The organism is Rhodopseudomonas boonkerdii (assembly GCF_021184025.1).
GTDB classification, from domain to species: domain Bacteria; phylum Pseudomonadota; class Alphaproteobacteria; order Rhizobiales; family Xanthobacteraceae; genus Tardiphaga; species Tardiphaga boonkerdii.
The window spans coordinates 4,612,016-4,626,787 of sequence record NZ_CP036537.1 but is presented as its reverse complement, the minus strand read 5'-3'; the positions used below and the strand labels follow the sequence as shown (position 1 = coordinate 4,626,787).

The window sequence follows — 14,772 nt, the reverse complement described above, 5'->3', positions numbered from 1 at the left end:
TTAAAAAACAATCTCCATCACGAGATCGACATTTTTCAGCATTTCGTCGCGACGTGATCCAACTTTTCCAAGGACCCTCATGCCCTGGGCGTGAGAGACGATAAAGTGCGCTATGACACGAGGGTCGCAACTATTCTTAATTTCGCCGGCAGCTTGCCCTTTCGCGACCGTGGCGGCGAATAGATCTTGAAGCCTGGTGAAAAGACGCTTGATCAGGTCTGCGATGTCTGGATCTGCCGGCAACATCTCAGCAGCGGTCAATACACCGAAACATCCACGAACACCTTTGCTTCCGGAAGACAAATCCGCATACCGTACCAAAGCGTTGCGGATTGCCGCCTTCGGCGAAGGATCCGATCGAAGAACCTCTTGGACGTTTCGCACGCCGTCGTCCGTATAGAGTTTGAGCGCGCGCAGGAAGACAGATTTCTTATCGCCGAACGCCTTATAGAAGCTGCCCTTCGAAAGCTCCATTCCGGCAAGGAGGTCGGGCAACGACGTATCGTGATAGCCGCGATCCCAGAAGACCTGCATGGCGCGCCTTATCGCCTCATCGAGATCGAACTCGCGGGGGCGGCCTACGGGGAGCTGAGAATTGGTAGCCATCATCCAAGCAATATGGACCGAATGGTTCCTAATTGCAAGCAGAAAGATTGAATTGGGCGAGAGGGCTTGCGTTGAGTCTGCGAGGCGCACGACGTTCGACTTGCCGGGGAACTGCTGTCTCGTCTCAAATCCGGATCAATGCTGCTTGCGAACCGTGGTTATGACGCGGACTTGATCGGGGAGTTTGCCGTGAAGAAAGCGCTTGGGCCAATATCCCGCCGAAAAGCAACCCAAGCGATCCGATCTGCTTCAGCCTTACCTCTATCGCGCGCGCAACCGCGTCGAACGATTCTTCAACAGGATCGAGCAGTACCGTCGGGTGGCGACGCGCTACGACAGGCTCGCGGGAAACTACCTTGCCTTCGTCCGACTGGCATCCACGGCTGGCCGCACGTTATGAGTCCGCGCCCTGAGTCGTTGCGGGCGGGCTGTGTGTAACGCCGCCTCGATACGGCCGTTCATGGCCGCCACGCCATGATATCGACGGCTCGGCCCGATGCGTTCATTTCGTCACCGGTTTTTGCAAACCCGTTGCGCACGTAAAACCTGATCGCGCGGGCATTGTCGGCGTTCACCTTCAGCGTCACACCGCTTGGCGAGAGGCGCTTGGCTTCGTCCATCAGCAGCCGCGCTGTTTCGCTGCCCCAATATGCAGGGCCGACCACGAGCTGGTCGAGGTAGCCTGCTGCATCGATGGTGACGAAACCGGCCATCGCACCGTCCTGCTCGGCCACCACGATCCGTGCCGCCGGCACCAGTTCGTCGCGCCAGCGTGCGCGCCACCAGTCGACCCGCTTGTCGAAATCGATCGAGGGATAGGCAAGCTTCCATGTCTCCAGCCAAAGCGCGATGGAGGCATTCTCGTCTTCTTGGCGATAGGAGCGCAGCGTCACCATCTCAGCGTTCGGTCAACTTCAGTTCGATGCGGCGGTTGCGCCTGTAGGCATCCTCCGTCTGTGCTGCATCCAGTGGCTGGAACTCGGCAAAGCCCGCAGCGAGCAGACGCTGCGGCGGTACGCCAAGCGAAACGAGATATTGCACCACCGAGATCGCGCGCGCAGCGGATAGCTCCCAGTTGGTCTTGAACAGCGGATTGTTCAGGATCGGGCGCGAGTCGGTATGGCCATCGACGCGCATCACCCAGTTGATTTCCTGCGGGATCTGCTTGTCGAGCTCGGTCAGTGCGCTCGCCACCTTGTCGAGCTCGGCGCGGCCTTCGGGCAGCAGGTCGGCCTTGCCGGCATCGAAGAACACTTCCGACTGGAATACGAAACGATCGCCGACCACGCGGATATCCGGGCGGTTGCCGAGAATGGCGCGCAGGCGGCCGAAGAATTCCGAGCGATAGCGCGACAGTTCCTGCACGCGCTGTGCCAGCGCCACATTCAGGCGCTGGCCGAGATCGGCGATGCGCCCCTGGGATTCCCTGTCGCGTTTCTCCGAGGCATCGAGCGCTTCTTCCAGCGCGGCGAGCTGGCGGCGTAACGCGGAGATCTGCTGGTTCAACACCTCGATCTGCGCCAGCGCACGCGACGAAACCTGTTTCTCGGAGTCGAGCGCCTTGTTGAGCTCGGCGTTGCGGCCTTGTGCATCGGCGCCTGCGCCGGCAAGCCCGTCATACAGGCCCTTGATACGGTCGCGGTCGGACTGCGCTGCGGCGAGGCCGGCACGCAGCGAGCTCAGTTGCTCATCGAGATTGATCTTGTCGAGCTTTTCCAGCGACAGCATGTCGCTGAGCTGTGCCAGCTTGGCGTTCAGCTCGTCGATCGCCTTGTCCTTTCCTGTCACTTCCTGCGACAGGAAGAACTGCACGACGAGAAAGACCGACAGCAGGAAGACGATGGACAGCACCAGCGTGGACAGGGCATCAACGAAACCCGGCCAATAGTTCATTTCAGACGAATTGCGTCGACCGCGTGCGAGTGCCATGGTCTGTGTCTTTTCCTAACGGCGCGAAGACGAGGGCGGTTAATTCTTCTCCGGTTGGCGCGCGATGCGTTCCAGCAGCTTTCTGATCTCTTTGCTCTGCTCGCCCTGGCCATCGGCCCATTCGCGGATCATCTCCTGTTCGCTGCGCATATGCGCGACGAGGCCCTGGATGGCATCGGCAAGATTCGCCATGGCGGTGGAAGTGTTGCGATTGCCGCTGTCCTCGACAGAGCGGCGCAGCCGCTCGATGGCCTCCAGCAGCTCCGGAGGGGCGCCGGACGGCAGCGTGGCGGCAGCGGCGACGGGAGAGCTGGAATATTCCGACACGGTAGAGGCGAGCCAGTCTTCGAGGTCGGTGTAGAAGCGGTTCTGCGCCTGGCTCGATTGAAGGTCGAGGAAGCCGAGGATCAGCGAGCCGGCGAGACCGAACAGCGAGGACGAGAATGAAATGCCCATGCCGCCGAGCGGTGCGGCAAGCCCTTCCTTCAGCGTGTCGAACAGCGAGCCCGAATCGCCGCCGACCTTCAATCCCTCGATGACCTTGCCCACCGAGCCTACGGTCTCGATCAGGCCCCAGAAGGTGCCGAGCAGGCCGAGAAAGACCAAGAGGCCCGTCATGTAGCGCGAAATGTCGCGGGCCTCGTCGAGGCGCGTGGCGATGGAATCGAGCAGATGCCGCATGGTCTGCTGGGAGATCGACATGCGGCCGGAGCGCTCGCCGCCGAGGATTGCGGCCATCGGCGCCAGCAGCGTCGGCCGCCGGTCCATGGCGAGGCCGGGATCGGAGATGCGGAAATTGTTGACCCAGCGCACCTCGGGATAGAGCCGGATCACCTGGCGAAACGACAGGATGATGCCGATCAACAAGACGCCGCCGATCAGGGCGTTGAGCCCGGGATTGGCGAAGAACGCCGTGACGATCTGCTTGTAGAGCACGGTGCCGATCAGTCCGCACAGCACCAGAAACACCAGCATGCGGACCAGGAAGATCCGCGGCGACGACAGCTTGGTCAGTTCGATCTCTATCGCGGAGCGGGAAGAGGGGGTGGTCGCCATGGGTGCTTCATCTGCTTGGGAGGATCAAGGTCAGGCGAGCAATATGGCACAGCCGGGCGACAAGAAAAGCTCGGATACTGCGGAATTGACGACGCTGTTCGGAACTTTCGGGTGAAATCGCGTTTGATGACTCGATGATTGCAAGACCTTTGCGGTGAGCCCTTTACGAACGCCCGGTTGCGATCAGCCGTTCGATGCACGGCATGGGTTGATGACGTCACTGGTCGTCATCTTGTCCGCGCGTTTGGACTCGAAGGGGGCGTATCGTTGAGTCGTATCGCTTCGGTGGAGATGTTCGAACGCATGATGAGCGGGCGAGAGTGGACGACGCGCGGATGCCCGTTGGCTGGCGCCGACGGCCGCGTCCTCATGCATTCTCATGCGTCGCGCCGGAGCCTGTTTGTTCGATCGGATGTCCTATCGCGTTGGGGAGGTGGTGCTGGCGTTGGTTTCTTCGCGCGGCGTGGCACCGGTTCGAATGCATCGATGGCAGCGATGGGCGTCGATCACTACCGCATCACCGCGGTTAACCGGACGGTAAGGGTTCCATCGGCGTCACGTTCGCGTGAAGCCGGAATGTTGTTTTGTTTTCAATGCGATACTCCGTGTGGCAATGCGCCGCCTCGATATACGTTGCGGCGCAACAGGGCGGTTTTTATTTTGCCCCCATCACGTTCGATAAATCCGGCTGCACGTGAGATGCGTTGATGACCCTCGCAGCCGTCGATGCTTGTTCGAATTGCAAATTGGGAAATCGAAATCGATGACGATCATCAATGCACGTGCTGCAGGCTTCGCGCTTCTGCTGGCAGGGCTGGCGCCTGTGCTGGCGGGATGCAACGAACCGAAGGATGCAGTCGCGGCGGCGCCGGCAGAAGATCCGGCGCCTGAGGTGAGCGTCGTCACTGTCAGGCAGCAGGCCCGCGCCATCGTCCGCGAACTGCCGGGCCGTATCGCGCCCACGCGCGTCGCCGATGTGCGTTCGCGCGTGTCCGGCATCATCATCGAGCGCGCCTTTCATCAGGGCACCGAGGTGAAGGCCGGCGACACGCTTTACCGGATCGATCCCAAGCCGTTCGAAGTGGAATTGCAGGCGGCCAAGGCGTCGCTGCACAAGGCCGAAGCGGCCCATGACCTCGCGACGCTGCAGGCGAAGCGTATCTCCGGCCTCGCGCAGCAGAAGGCCGTGTCCGAGGCCGAAGGCGAGCGCGCCATCGGCGCCCAGCGCCAGGCTGAAGCTGAGATCGCCGCGCGCAAGGCTGACGTCGCCCGCGCCCGTCTCAATCTCGACTATGCGACGATTCGCGCGCCCATCGACGGCATTGTCGGCGCCGCGCTGGTGACCGAAGGCACGCTGATCGCCCAGAACGACACCACCAACCTCGCCACCATCCAGCAGCTCGACCCGATTTATGCCGACTTCACCCAGTCGGTGTCGGAGCTGAACTCGCTGCGCCGTGCTTTCGAGACCGGCGATCTCGAGCGCATCGCGCCGGATGCCGCCAAGGTGCGTCTCGTGTTCGACGATGGCTCGATCTATCCGCTGGTCGGCAAGCTGCTGTTCTCGGAGGCCAAGGTCGATACCTTCACCGGGCAGGTGACGCTGCGCGGCGAGTTCCCGAATCCGAACCGTGAGCTGCTGCCGGGCATGTATGTCCGCGTGCAGATCGAGCAGGGCATTGACACCGACGCCATCGCAGTTCCGCAGCAGGCGGTCCAGCGCAATGGCGGCGGTGGCGCCGAGGTGTTCGTGGTGAAGAGCGACGGCCATGTCGCCGTGCAGGCGGTGAAGACCGGTGCCGTGCAGGACGGTCTGTGGCTGGTGATGGAAGGTCTCAAGGGCGGCGAGCAGATCGTCGTCGAAGGTTTCCAGAAGTTCTCCGCCGGCGACAAGGTGAAGACCGTGAAGTGGACCGATCCGAGCCTTGCGGCGCAGTTTTCAGGCGATGGCCAGAAGACGACGCAAGCGCGGCCCTGAGTAGAGCAACATGCCCCGTTTTTTCATCGACAGGCCGATCTTCGCCTGGGTCGTCGCGCTTTTTATCTGTCTGTTCGGCGCGATCTCGGTTCCGCTGCTGCCGGTCGCGCAATATCCGATCATCGCGCCGCCGCTGATCTCGATCAGCGCGACCTATCCCGGCTCGTCGCCCGAAAATCTCTATAACAGCGTCACCCGGCTGATCGAGGAAGAGCTCAACGGCACACCGGGGCTGCTGTTCTACGAATCCACCAGCGACTCGCTGGGCTCGGTGGAAATCCTTGCCAGCTTCGAGCCGGGTACCGAGATCAGCGCCGCGTCGGTGGAAGCGCAGAACCGCATCAAGCGCGTCGAGCCACGATTGCCGCGTGCGGTGATCCAGCAGGGCATCCGCATTCAGGAAGCTTCGGCGCAGGTGCTGCAGATCATCACCATCAACTCGACCGACGGGAGCCTCGATGAAATCGCGCTCGGCGATTTCATGACGCGCAGTGTGGTCGGCGAAATCCGCCGCATCCCCGGCGTCGGCCGCGTGCAACTGTTCTCCACGGAACGCGCGCTGCGGGTCTGGCTCGATCCGGCAAAGCTCGTCGGCTACAATCTCACCGCCGATGACGTCAACAAGGCTGTCACCGCGCAGAACGCCCAGGTCGCGTCCGGCGCCATCGGTTCCGAGCCGAGCCCTGCGGAGCAGCGGACCTCCGCGCTGGTGCTGGTCAAGGGGCAGCTCACCACGCCCGAGGAGTTCGGCGCCATCGTGCTGCGTGCCAATCCCGACGGTTCGGCGGTGCGCCTGCGCGATGTCGCGCGGATCGAGATCGCCGGCTTCAACTATCAGTTCAAGACGCGTCTCAACGGCAAGCCCGTTGCGGGCCTCGCTGTGCTGATGTCGCCGGCCGGCAACGCGCTGGCGACCGCGGATGCGATCGACAAGAAGATGAAGGAGCTGTCGAACTTCTTTCCCGCCAACATCACCTACGAGATTCCCTATAACGTCACCCCGGTGATCAGTGCGGCCATCAACAAGGTGCTGATGACGCTGATCGAGGCCGTCGTTCTCGTCTTCGTCGTGATGTTTCTGTTCCTGCAGAATTTCCGTTACACGATCATTCCGACGATCGTGGTGCCGGTGGCGCTGGCGGGTACGTGCGCCGTGCTGCTGACGGTCGGCTATTCCATCAACATGCTCACCATGTTCGGCATGGTGCTCGCGATCGGCATTCTCGTCGACGACGCCATCGTCGTGGTCGAAAATGTCGAACGCATCATGAGCGAAGAGGGGCTGCCGCCGAAGGAAGCCACCAAGAAGGCGATGGACCAGATCACCAACGCCATCGTCGGCATCACGCTGGTGCTGATGGGGGTGTTCGTTCCGATGGCCTTCTTCCCCGGCTCGGTCGGGATCGTCTACAAGCAGTTCTCCGTCACCATGATTTCGGCCATCGGCTTCTCGGCGTTGCTGGCGCTGACGCTGACGCCGGCCCTCTGCGCCACGATGCTGAAACCCGTCGAAAAGGGCCACGGCCATTCGCATACCGGCCTGTTCGGCTGGTTCAATCGCGGCCTCGATGGCGTGCGCGACCGCTATACCGGCACCGTGGCGTGGTCGCTGAAAAAGGCCGGCCGAGTGATGCTTGTCTATGTGGCGCTGCTGGTCGGTCTCGGCTGGGCCTTCGTCCGCATGCCCGGCGGCTTCCTGCCGGTCGATGACCAGGGCTTCATCACCACCGACGTGCAGACGCCGTCGGATTCGTCCTATGCCCGCACCGAGAATGCGATCAAGCAGGTCGAGGAGTATCTGAGCAAGAAGGAAGGCATCGCCAATGTGGTGTTCCTCACCGGCTTCAGTTTTCTCGGCCAGGGTCTCAACACGGCGCAGGCCTTCATCTCGCTGAAGGACTGGTCGCAGCGCACCGAGCAGCAGTCCGCCGCGAAGATCGTGGAAGACATCAACAGGGATCTCGCCAAGATCCGCGACGCCGATATTTCCGGCCAGCAGCCGCCGCCGGTGGATAATCTCGGCGTTTCCGCAGGCTTCAGCTTCCGTCTGCAGGATCGTGCGTCGAAGGGGTATGAAGCCCTGCTGGCTGCGGCCAACCAGATCGTCACCGAAGCCAATGCGGGCAGCATCATCCAGAATGCCTATATCGAGGGCCTGCCGCAGGCGCCGATCGTCAATCTGATGATCGACCGCGAGAAGGCCGGCGCTTTCGGCGTCACCTTCGAGGATATCAACAACACCATCTCGACCAATCTCGGCTCGAACTACACCAACGATTTTCCCAATCGGGGGCGCATGCAGCGCGTGCTGGTGCAGGCCGACGCGAACAACCGCATGAATGCGTCGGACATCCTGAACTACACCGTGAAGAACAGCCGCGGTCAGTCGGTGCCGTTTTCCTCCTTCGCGACGGTGGAGTGGGCGCGGGGGCCGAGCCAGATCATCGGCTTCAATTACTATCCGGCGATGCGCATCTCCGGAGAGGCCAAGCCGGGCTTCACTTCTGGCGATACGATCGCGGAGATGGAGCGGCTGGCGGCGAAGCTGCCGCGCGGCTTCGGCTATGAATGGGCAGGCCAGTCGCTGCAGGAGAAGCAGTCGGGCTCGACCGCGCCGTTTCTGCTGGCACTGTCGGCGCTGGTCGTGTTCCTGATCCTCGCGGCTCTCTATGAAAGCTGGACGATTCCGATCGCGGTGCTGATGACCGTTCCGCTCGGCATCATCGGCGCGGTGCTGGCCTCGACGTTGCGCGACCAGCCGAATGGCGTCTATTTCACCGTGGGCCTGATCACGATCATCGGTCTGGCGGCGAAGGACGCCATTCTGATCATCGAATTCGCCAAGGATCTGCGTGCGCAGGGCAAATCGCTCTACGATTCGACCATGGAAGCCTGTCAGCTGCGTTTCCGACCGATCGTGATGACCGGCATGGCCTTCATTTGCGGCGTGCTGCCGATGGCGATCTCGTCAGGCGCCGGCGCGCTCAGCCAGCAGGCGCTCGGCACGGCCGTCGCCGGCGGCATGCTGGCGGTGGTGATCCTGGCGCTGCTGTTCGTGCCGGTGTTTTTCGTCTGGGTGCAGAATCTGTTCTCGGGGGACAAGCCGAAGAAGGACAAGACCCGGCAGACGGAGGAGGCCGGCGAGCCGGCGGCATCGCATTGACAGAAGGCTCGGCCGTAGGGCGGATGAGCGAAGCGTCATCCGCCGGCCGAGTGTATGTGACGAAGAGACGGCGGGTTACGCCTTCGGCTAACCCGCCCTACGGCATCGTCTTACTTCTTCGATAGCGGCCGCAGGATCTTCACCAGCGAATTGTGCACGACTTCATTGCCGCACACCACGTCGCCGGTCTTCAGCAGATCGCCGCCGTCGATGTCGCTGACCAGACCGCCGGCTTCCTTGATCATGATGATGCCGGCCGCGACATCCCATGGCTGCAGGTTGCGCTCCCAATAGCCGTCGAGACGGCCGGCCGCCACGAAGGCCATATCCAGCGAGGCCGCGCCAAAGCGGCGCAGACCGGCGACCTTCGGCTGCAGCGCCGCCATTTCGTTGCGCGACTGTTCGAAGTCACCGCGGCCGATATGCGGCAGGCCGCAGGCAATCACGCAGTCATGCAGTTGCAGGCGCCCGGAGACACGCAGGCGGGTGTCGTTGAGAAACGCGCCAGCACCCTTCTCGGCCATGTAGAGTTCGTCATTGCCGGGATTGTAGATCACGCCGGCGATCACCTGGCCCTCGCGGGCGAGGCCGATCGAGATGGCGAATTGCGGGATGCCGTGCAGGAAATTGGTGGTGCCGTCGAGCGGATCGACGATCCAGGTATGGCTCTTGTCGGTCCCCTCGCGGGTGCCGCCTTCCTCGCCGAGGAAGCCGTAGCCGGGGCGGGCCTTGTTGAGGTCCGTATAGAGCATTTCCTCGGCGCGTTTGTCGGCGAGCGAAACGAAGTTCGCAGGTCCTTTGGTCGATACCTGCAGGTTCTCGATCTCGCCGAGGTCGCGCTTGAGGCTGCGGCCGGCGCGGCGCGCGGCCTTCACCATCACATTCATCAGGGCCGAATTGATCATGGTCTCGTCTCGCGACGACCTGGCGTCAGGTCTTCAGGATTGGGTTGCTGGGGGCGATGGGTGCCCTTTGGGGGCCATGGCGTCAAGGCAAGATCGCCTTGGCCAAATCATTTCAGGGTGGAGCCGAGCCATTTGTTGGCCGCCTGCTGGGCCTGGGCGCGCTCCTGCGGGCTGGCCTGGGCCAGCAATTCGTCCAGCATCAGGTCGCCCTTCCCGGCGGTCTTGGCCACGATATGCCATCGAAAGCCCTCCAGTCGATCGTCGGTATTCGTGCGTAGGGCGAGCACCCGGGCGAGGCGGTTTTGCGCGATCGGACTGTTCTGCCGCGCCGCCTTGCGAAGCAGGGTCACGGCTGCAGCCTCGTTCTTCGGGGTTCCGGTGCCGTTATAGAGCGCGATGGCGTATTCGACTTCGGCATCCACATTGTCGGCCAATGAGGCCGCTTGCAGCAGACGCACGGCCTTGTCGATATTCTTCTCGACGCCGGTGCCCTCCTTGTAGAAGGTCGCCAGCGCATATTGCGCTTCGGGATTGCCGGCATCGGCGGCCTGCCGCAGCAGTTCGGCGGAGCGCTTGACGTCCTGCGGCAGGGTCTGGCCGTCGAGATAGAGCAGTGCGAGATTGTAGGCCGCCTTGGGATTGCCGAGCTTGGCGGAGGAGGCCAGCAGCTTCACCGCCTCGTCACGCCCGCCGGGATTGGTGCGCTCGGAAATGCGCAGCATGGCGAGCGCGAACATCGCCTCGCGGTCGCCGCGGTCGGCGGCGCGCTTGTACCAGTCGGCGGCCAGCTGATAGTTGCGCTTGATGCCGAGCCCATTGGAATAGAGCTCGCCGAGCATGGTCATCGCCTTCGGATCGTTGTTCTCCGTGGCGCGCTTGGTGGCGAGTTCGAGGGCGGTCTTGTACATGCCGCGCTGATAGGCGCCGTAGACGAGATCGGCGCGGGGATCGACCGGTTCTTCGGCTTTTTCCGGCTGCTTCGCGGGCGGCGATTTCTTGGCGGCTTCGGGAGCCTTCTTCGCAGCCTCCGGTGCTTTCGCCGGTGCCTGCTTGGCTGGCGCCTTCGCAGGGGACTGCTTGGCGGGGGACTGCTTGGCTGGCGCCTGCGCGGCGGGCGGCGTCAGCGATATCTGTGCGGCCGCCGCTGTTGCGTACAGGCAGGTCGTGGTCAGCAGCAATGCGCGCAGCGTCGTCACTGCGATCAGCCCTGTGCCGCTTTGAAGCGTTCGAGCACGGCCGCATGGCCGCGCTGGATGGCGGCGCCGGCATCGACAAGCGCTGCCGAAGCGCCGCGCGCATCGTTCCAGACGAGATCGTCCACCAGCACGAAGTCAGCTCCGGCCGCGGCAAACCGTTCGGCCTCGTCGAGCGACGCTGCGTAACCGACGCAGGGAGGCTCGAACAGTTCGGCCCACCACTCGATGCGTTCCGCAATAGCGTCCGCCGAGGGGCGCTGGCCTTTCGAATCGGGTTCGCCGAACAGCACATAATCGGCGCCGGCCTCGCCGGCCGACATGGCGTTGTGACGCGTCGTCAGGCCGCCGCAGCCGGCGATGCGATCGGGCTTGAGCGCGGGCAGCGCTTCCTGCAGCGGTGCGAGGCCTGGCAGGTGAGCGCCATCGGCACCGCCGCGGGCGATCAGATCCACATGGCCTTCCACCAGCAGCGCGGCATCGGCCTTCTGGACCGGCGCCGCCACTGCCTTGATACGCGAGGTGAGGGTGCGCGGATCCGATGGCGCAAGGCGCAGCAGCACGGCGGCCACGTCGGCCTTGCGGATCAGGTCCGGCAGCCCGGCAAGCAGCGCGGCGGGGTCATCGACCACGGGCGTCGAAAGATAGAGACGGGGGGCGGGCGGCGCGGTTGGTTTGGCAGCCAAGATTATACAGCTTTCTCTAGTTCGGTAGTCCATGTGCCGGACGCGGCGAGCGAGTTCATGCGCGCGCGATGGGTGAACGCCTTCTGGCCGGCCGTCACATTCTCGGCCTTGCCGGACCATGCCTTCTGCGGCGCAGCCTGCAGCGCGCGTCCATAGGAGAAGGTGAGCGGCCAGGGCAGGCCGCCGATCCTGTTCATGGCATCGAGATGCGCGGTGGCTTCTTCATCCGACTGACCGCCGGACAAAAAGGCGATACCGGGCACGGAGGCCGGCACGCAGTTCCTGAGCATGCGCACTGTCTTCTCGGCCACTTCGCTGACGCTGGCTTGTGTCTTCGATGCCTTGCCGGAGATCGCCATGTTCGGCTTGAGGATCATGCCTTCGAGGGCGACGCGTTGCACGCGCAATTCCTGGAACGTCTTGTTTAGGACGCGCGTCGTCACCTCGACGCAGCGGTCGATGTCGTGATCGCCGTCCATCAACACTTCCGGTTCGACGATAGGCACGATCTGAGCCTGCTGGCACAGCGCCGCATAGCGCGCGAGGGCATGGGCGTTCACCGAGATTGCGGTCATGCTCGGAATGCCGGCGCCGATATCGATCACCGCCCGCCACTTCGCGAAGCGCGCGCCGCGCGCGTAATATTTCGGCAGTCGTTCGGCGAGCTTGTCGAGACCGACGGTGACGAGTTCGCCCGGGCAGTTCGGCAGCGGCTGCGTGCCTTCATCCACCTTGATGCCGGGGATCGCACCGGCTTCCTCGATCAGGCGGACCAGCGGTGTGCCATCCTTCGCATTCTGCCAGATTGTCTCATCATACAGGATGACGCCGGAGATGGACTGGCTCATCGCCTCGCGCGAACGAAACAGCATCTCGCGATAGTCGCGGCGGCTGTCCTCGGTGGAGGCGACGCCGATGGCGTCAAAACGCTTCTTGATGGTGCCTGACGACTCGTCCGCAGCCAGCAGTCCCTTGCCCGGCGCAACCATGGCGCGGGCGATTGTGTTGAGATCGGCGAGGTTCATCGGAGCGGTCCTGAAAGATGGAATGCTTCTTACGGACAATAACGACAGATGTCAGGCAAATCCGAGGAAAACGGCGAGGGCGCGGTTAACGCGATCCATATCGGCGTCGTCGAGGCGACCAAATACTTTGCCGATTTTGGACCTCGGCAAAGTTGTGCATTTGTCTGCCATCACCTGTGATTTCGCCTCAAGACCATTGTCGGCACTAGGCTCGACCAAAACCCTGATAATTTCGGCAGCTGTCACTTCGGTGGTCAGCGGTAAGAAGGTCACGGAGGTCAAGCCTTCGTGCCCGAGAGCTTGCACCACGACAGCGGGGCGCGGTTTTCCATAAGCGCCCTGCATGACCACGGTCACCAGGTCGCCCCGTCTCATTTCCAGCCATCGATTTCAACGCCGGAAAGCTCTTCCAGAATTTGCTTTTCGTCTGCGCTAGCGTTGATTGCTGCGATATCGCGAGCGAGAGCTTCTCGATATTCCGGCGAATTCACATCTGGAACCCAGATGGTCACCGGCTTGAGACCGGCGGCCTTCATCTTTTCGCGGTGCTTGCGGACCCGTTCGGCACCTGTCGCCATGACGACCTCCACTCCGTTACATGTAACATAGCGAGGGTCGCCTTGGCCCGCAAGGCATGCGTGCATCCCGGCGGGATGCGCACGATCAGGCGATCTTGGCGTTCAGTTCGCCGGACGCGTAGCGCTTGGCCATTTCGGCGGTGGTCAGCACGCGCTTGATCTTGCTGGCCTGACCGGCGGTGTTGAACTCCTGCAGGCGCTGCTTGCACAGCTTGGTCATCGCTTCCATTGCCGGCTTCAGATATTTGCGCGGATCGAATTCGCTGGGGTTCTCGGACAGGATCTTGCGGATCTGGCCGGTCATCGCCATCCGGTTGTCGGTGTCGATATTGATCTTGCGCACGCCATGCTTGATGCCGCGCTGGATTTCCGCAACCGGCACGCCCCAGGTCGGCTTCATCTGGCCGCCGAAGGTGTTGATGATGTCCTGCAGGTCCTGCGGCACCGAGGACGAACCGTGCATGACCAGATGCGTGTTCGGCAGCTTGCGGTGGATTTCCTCGATCACGTTCATGGCGAGGATGTCGCCATCCGGCTTGCGGGTGAACTTGTAGGCGCCATGCGAGGTGCCCATGGCGATCGCCAGCGCGTCGACCTGGGTCTCCTTGACGAATTTCACGGCCTCGTCGGGATTGGTCAGCAGCTGGTCGTGCGACAGCTTGCCCTCGGCGCCGTGGCCGTCTTCGGCCTCGCCCTCGCCGGTTTCCAGCGAGCCGAGCACGCCGAGTTCGCCTTCCACCGAGATGCCGCCGAGATGCGCCATCGTGGTTACGGTCTTGGTGACGCCGACATTGTAGTCCCAGTCGCCCGGGGTCTTGCCGTCGGCCTTCAGCGAGCCGTCCATCATCACCGAGGTGAAACCGGCCTGGATTGCGGTCATGCAGGTGGCGGCCTCGTTGCCGTGGTCGAGATGCACACAGACCGGAATATGCGGATAGATTTCGGTGACGGCGTCCATCATGTGCTTGAGCATGATGTCGTTGGCATAGGAGCGGGCGCCGCGGGAGGCCTGGATGATCACCGGCGCGTCCACCGCATTGGCCGCTTCCATGATGGCGAGGGCCTGCTCCATGTTGTTGATATTGAAGGCCGGTACGCCGTAGTCGTTTTCCGCCGCATGATCGAGCAGTTGACGCAACGTGATACGGGCCATGCGGGAAACTCCTTTTTATGGGGGCAGCATTTTTATGAGGCGGCGCGGTTTCGTGCCGGGGATGATCGCTCTTAGCGCGAGCCCACGGCGAATCCAAGACGCCATAAGTCGCGCGAGGGACAACCGTTAATGGCGAAAGCGGCTGGCTGTTCCAACGAGCGGAAAATCAGGGCTGCTAGTGGTCGCGAGCCTCGAGCGCCGCAATCTGTTGTTCGACGGCAGTGAGGCGTTCCTCGAAGTCACCGGCCGCCGCGCGCATCATGACGAGCATCGCAGCGCCATCCCGGCGTTGTTTCCGGACAAGCGTTTCCAAGCGTTCAAAGCGCGTCTCGGTGTCTTGCTTGAACGTCTTCAATTCAGAACGACCCAAAGTGATGTCGCTCTGAATTTTCTTCAGGATGTCGAGCACCGCATTTTCCACGTTGCCACTCATGGCCGATACGTCCTCGCTATTAGCGAGAACGTATCATAAACACATTAATGCGCAACGGCAATCTTAA

14 protein-coding genes and 1 pseudogene are annotated in these 14,772 nt (G+C 62.5%); 3 read left to right on the top strand and 12 right to left on the bottom strand.

The features are described 5' to 3' along the window. Positions 1-609, bottom strand: coding sequence for a TetR/AcrR family transcriptional regulator (locus E0H22_RS21235; protein WP_233022953.1), 609 nt, complete (start codon positions 607-609; stop codon positions 1-3). A 259-nt stretch (positions 610-868) separates the two neighbouring features. On the opposite strand from E0H22_RS21235, the pseudogene E0H22_RS21230 reads away from it, so the two are divergent. Continuing rightward, a pseudogene (locus E0H22_RS21230) lies at positions 869-1,006 on the top strand (IS5/IS1182 family transposase); the annotation flags it as partial. Positions 1,007-1,064: 58 nt separating this feature from the next. Here the strand turns inward: E0H22_RS21230 and E0H22_RS21225 are convergent. From E0H22_RS21225 to E0H22_RS21215, 3 genes are read right to left on the bottom strand one after another with little or no spacing between them, the layout of a single operon-like run. Beyond that, entirely contained in the window at positions 1,065-1,502 is a 438-nt protein-coding gene (locus tag E0H22_RS21225; RefSeq protein ID WP_233022952.1) for a GNAT family N-acetyltransferase, read from the bottom strand. Position 1,503: 1 nt separating this feature from the next. Beyond that, positions 1,504-2,535, bottom strand: a complete 1,032-nt coding sequence (locus E0H22_RS21220) for a peptidoglycan -binding protein (protein WP_233022951.1) — start codon at positions 2,533-2,535, stop codon at positions 1,504-1,506. Positions 2,536-2,574: 39 nt separating this feature from the next. After that, positions 2,575-3,591 carry a flagellar motor protein MotA gene (locus E0H22_RS21215; protein ID WP_233022950.1) on the bottom strand — a complete coding sequence of 339 codons (1,017 nt, stop codon included), beginning with the start codon at positions 3,589-3,591 and terminating at the stop codon, positions 2,575-2,577. A 763-nt stretch (positions 3,592-4,354) separates the two neighbouring features. Here E0H22_RS21215 and E0H22_RS21210 point away from each other — a divergent pair. Both E0H22_RS21210 and E0H22_RS21205 read left to right on the top strand, forming a co-directional pair. Further along, positions 4,355-5,569: an efflux RND transporter periplasmic adaptor subunit gene (locus E0H22_RS21210; RefSeq protein WP_233022949.1), complete on the top strand. Its 1,215-nt coding sequence runs from the start codon at positions 4,355-4,357 to the stop codon at positions 5,567-5,569. Between the two features lie 10 nt (positions 5,570-5,579). After that, on the top strand, positions 5,580-8,732 hold the full coding sequence (locus tag E0H22_RS21205; RefSeq protein WP_233022948.1) for a multidrug efflux RND transporter permease subunit: 3,153 nt from the start codon (positions 5,580-5,582) through the stop codon (positions 8,730-8,732). A gap of 110 nt (positions 8,733-8,842) precedes the next feature. Here E0H22_RS21205 and E0H22_RS21200 read toward each other — a convergent pair whose 3' ends face one another. The 8 genes from E0H22_RS21200 to E0H22_RS21165 form a co-directional block, all read right to left on the bottom strand. Next, entirely contained in the window at positions 8,843-9,637 is a 795-nt protein-coding gene (locus E0H22_RS21200; RefSeq protein ID WP_233022947.1) for an inositol monophosphatase family protein, read from the bottom strand. Between the two features lie 107 nt (positions 9,638-9,744). Beyond that, complete coding sequence (locus tag E0H22_RS21195; RefSeq protein WP_233022946.1) at positions 9,745-10,833, bottom strand: tetratricopeptide repeat protein; 1,089 nt, start codon at positions 10,831-10,833, stop codon at positions 9,745-9,747. Between the two features lie 5 nt (positions 10,834-10,838). Continuing rightward, on the bottom strand, positions 10,839-11,516 hold the full coding sequence (locus E0H22_RS21190) for a thiamine phosphate synthase (RefSeq protein WP_233022945.1): 678 nt from the start codon (positions 11,514-11,516) through the stop codon (positions 10,839-10,841). Positions 11,517-11,518: 2 nt separating this feature from the next. Further along, complete coding sequence (locus tag E0H22_RS21185; protein WP_233022944.1) at positions 11,519-12,541, bottom strand: class I fructose-bisphosphate aldolase; 1,023 nt, start codon at positions 12,539-12,541, stop codon at positions 11,519-11,521. A gap of 51 nt (positions 12,542-12,592) precedes the next feature. Further along, positions 12,593-12,898: a type II toxin-antitoxin system PemK/MazF family toxin gene (locus tag E0H22_RS21180; RefSeq protein WP_430715176.1), complete on the bottom strand. Its 306-nt coding sequence runs from the start codon at positions 12,896-12,898 to the stop codon at positions 12,593-12,595. 14 nt (positions 12,899-12,912) lie between these two features. Beyond that, on the bottom strand, positions 12,913-13,119 hold the full coding sequence (locus E0H22_RS21175; protein ID WP_233022942.1) for an antitoxin MazE family protein: 207 nt from the start codon (positions 13,117-13,119) through the stop codon (positions 12,913-12,915). Positions 13,120-13,204: 85 nt separating this feature from the next. Further along, positions 13,205-14,272, bottom strand: coding sequence for a class II fructose-bisphosphate aldolase (fba, locus tag E0H22_RS21170; RefSeq protein WP_233022941.1), 1,068 nt, complete (start codon positions 14,270-14,272; stop codon positions 13,205-13,207). 175 nt (positions 14,273-14,447) lie between these two features. Further along, positions 14,448-14,705: a hypothetical protein gene (locus E0H22_RS21165; protein WP_233022940.1), complete on the bottom strand. Its 258-nt coding sequence runs from the start codon at positions 14,703-14,705 to the stop codon at positions 14,448-14,450. Positions 14,706-14,772: the final 67 nt, after the last annotated feature.

Coding starts and splice junctions, on each gene's coding strand:
- E0H22_RS21235 (WP_233022953.1), bottom strand. CDS start 609: ATGATGGCTACCAATTCTCAGCTCCCCGTAGGCCGCCCCCGCGAGTTC.
- E0H22_RS21225 (WP_233022952.1), bottom strand. CDS start 1,502: ATGGTGACGCTGCGCTCCTATCGCCAAGAAGACGAGAATGCCTCCATC.
- E0H22_RS21220 (WP_233022951.1), bottom strand. CDS start 2,535: ATGGCACTCGCACGCGGTCGACGCAATTCGTCTGAAATGAACTATTGG.
- E0H22_RS21215 (WP_233022950.1), bottom strand. CDS start 3,591: ATGGCGACCACCCCCTCTTCCCGCTCCGCGATAGAGATCGAACTGACC.
- E0H22_RS21210 (WP_233022949.1), top strand. CDS start 4,355: ATGACGATCATCAATGCACGTGCTGCAGGCTTCGCGCTTCTGCTGGCA.
- E0H22_RS21205 (WP_233022948.1), top strand. CDS start 5,580: ATGCCCCGTTTTTTCATCGACAGGCCGATCTTCGCCTGGGTCGTCGCG.
- E0H22_RS21200 (WP_233022947.1), bottom strand. CDS start 9,637: ATGATCAATTCGGCCCTGATGAATGTGATGGTGAAGGCCGCGCGCCGC.
- E0H22_RS21185 (WP_233022944.1), bottom strand. CDS start 12,541: ATGAACCTCGCCGATCTCAACACAATCGCCCGCGCCATGGTTGCGCCG.
- E0H22_RS21175 (WP_233022942.1), bottom strand. CDS start 13,119: ATGGCGACAGGTGCCGAACGGGTCCGCAAGCACCGCGAAAAGATGAAG.
- fba (WP_233022941.1), bottom strand. CDS start 14,272: ATGGCCCGTATCACGTTGCGTCAACTGCTCGATCATGCGGCGGAAAAC.
- E0H22_RS21165 (WP_233022940.1), bottom strand. CDS start 14,705: ATGAGTGGCAACGTGGAAAATGCGGTGCTCGACATCCTGAAGAAAATT.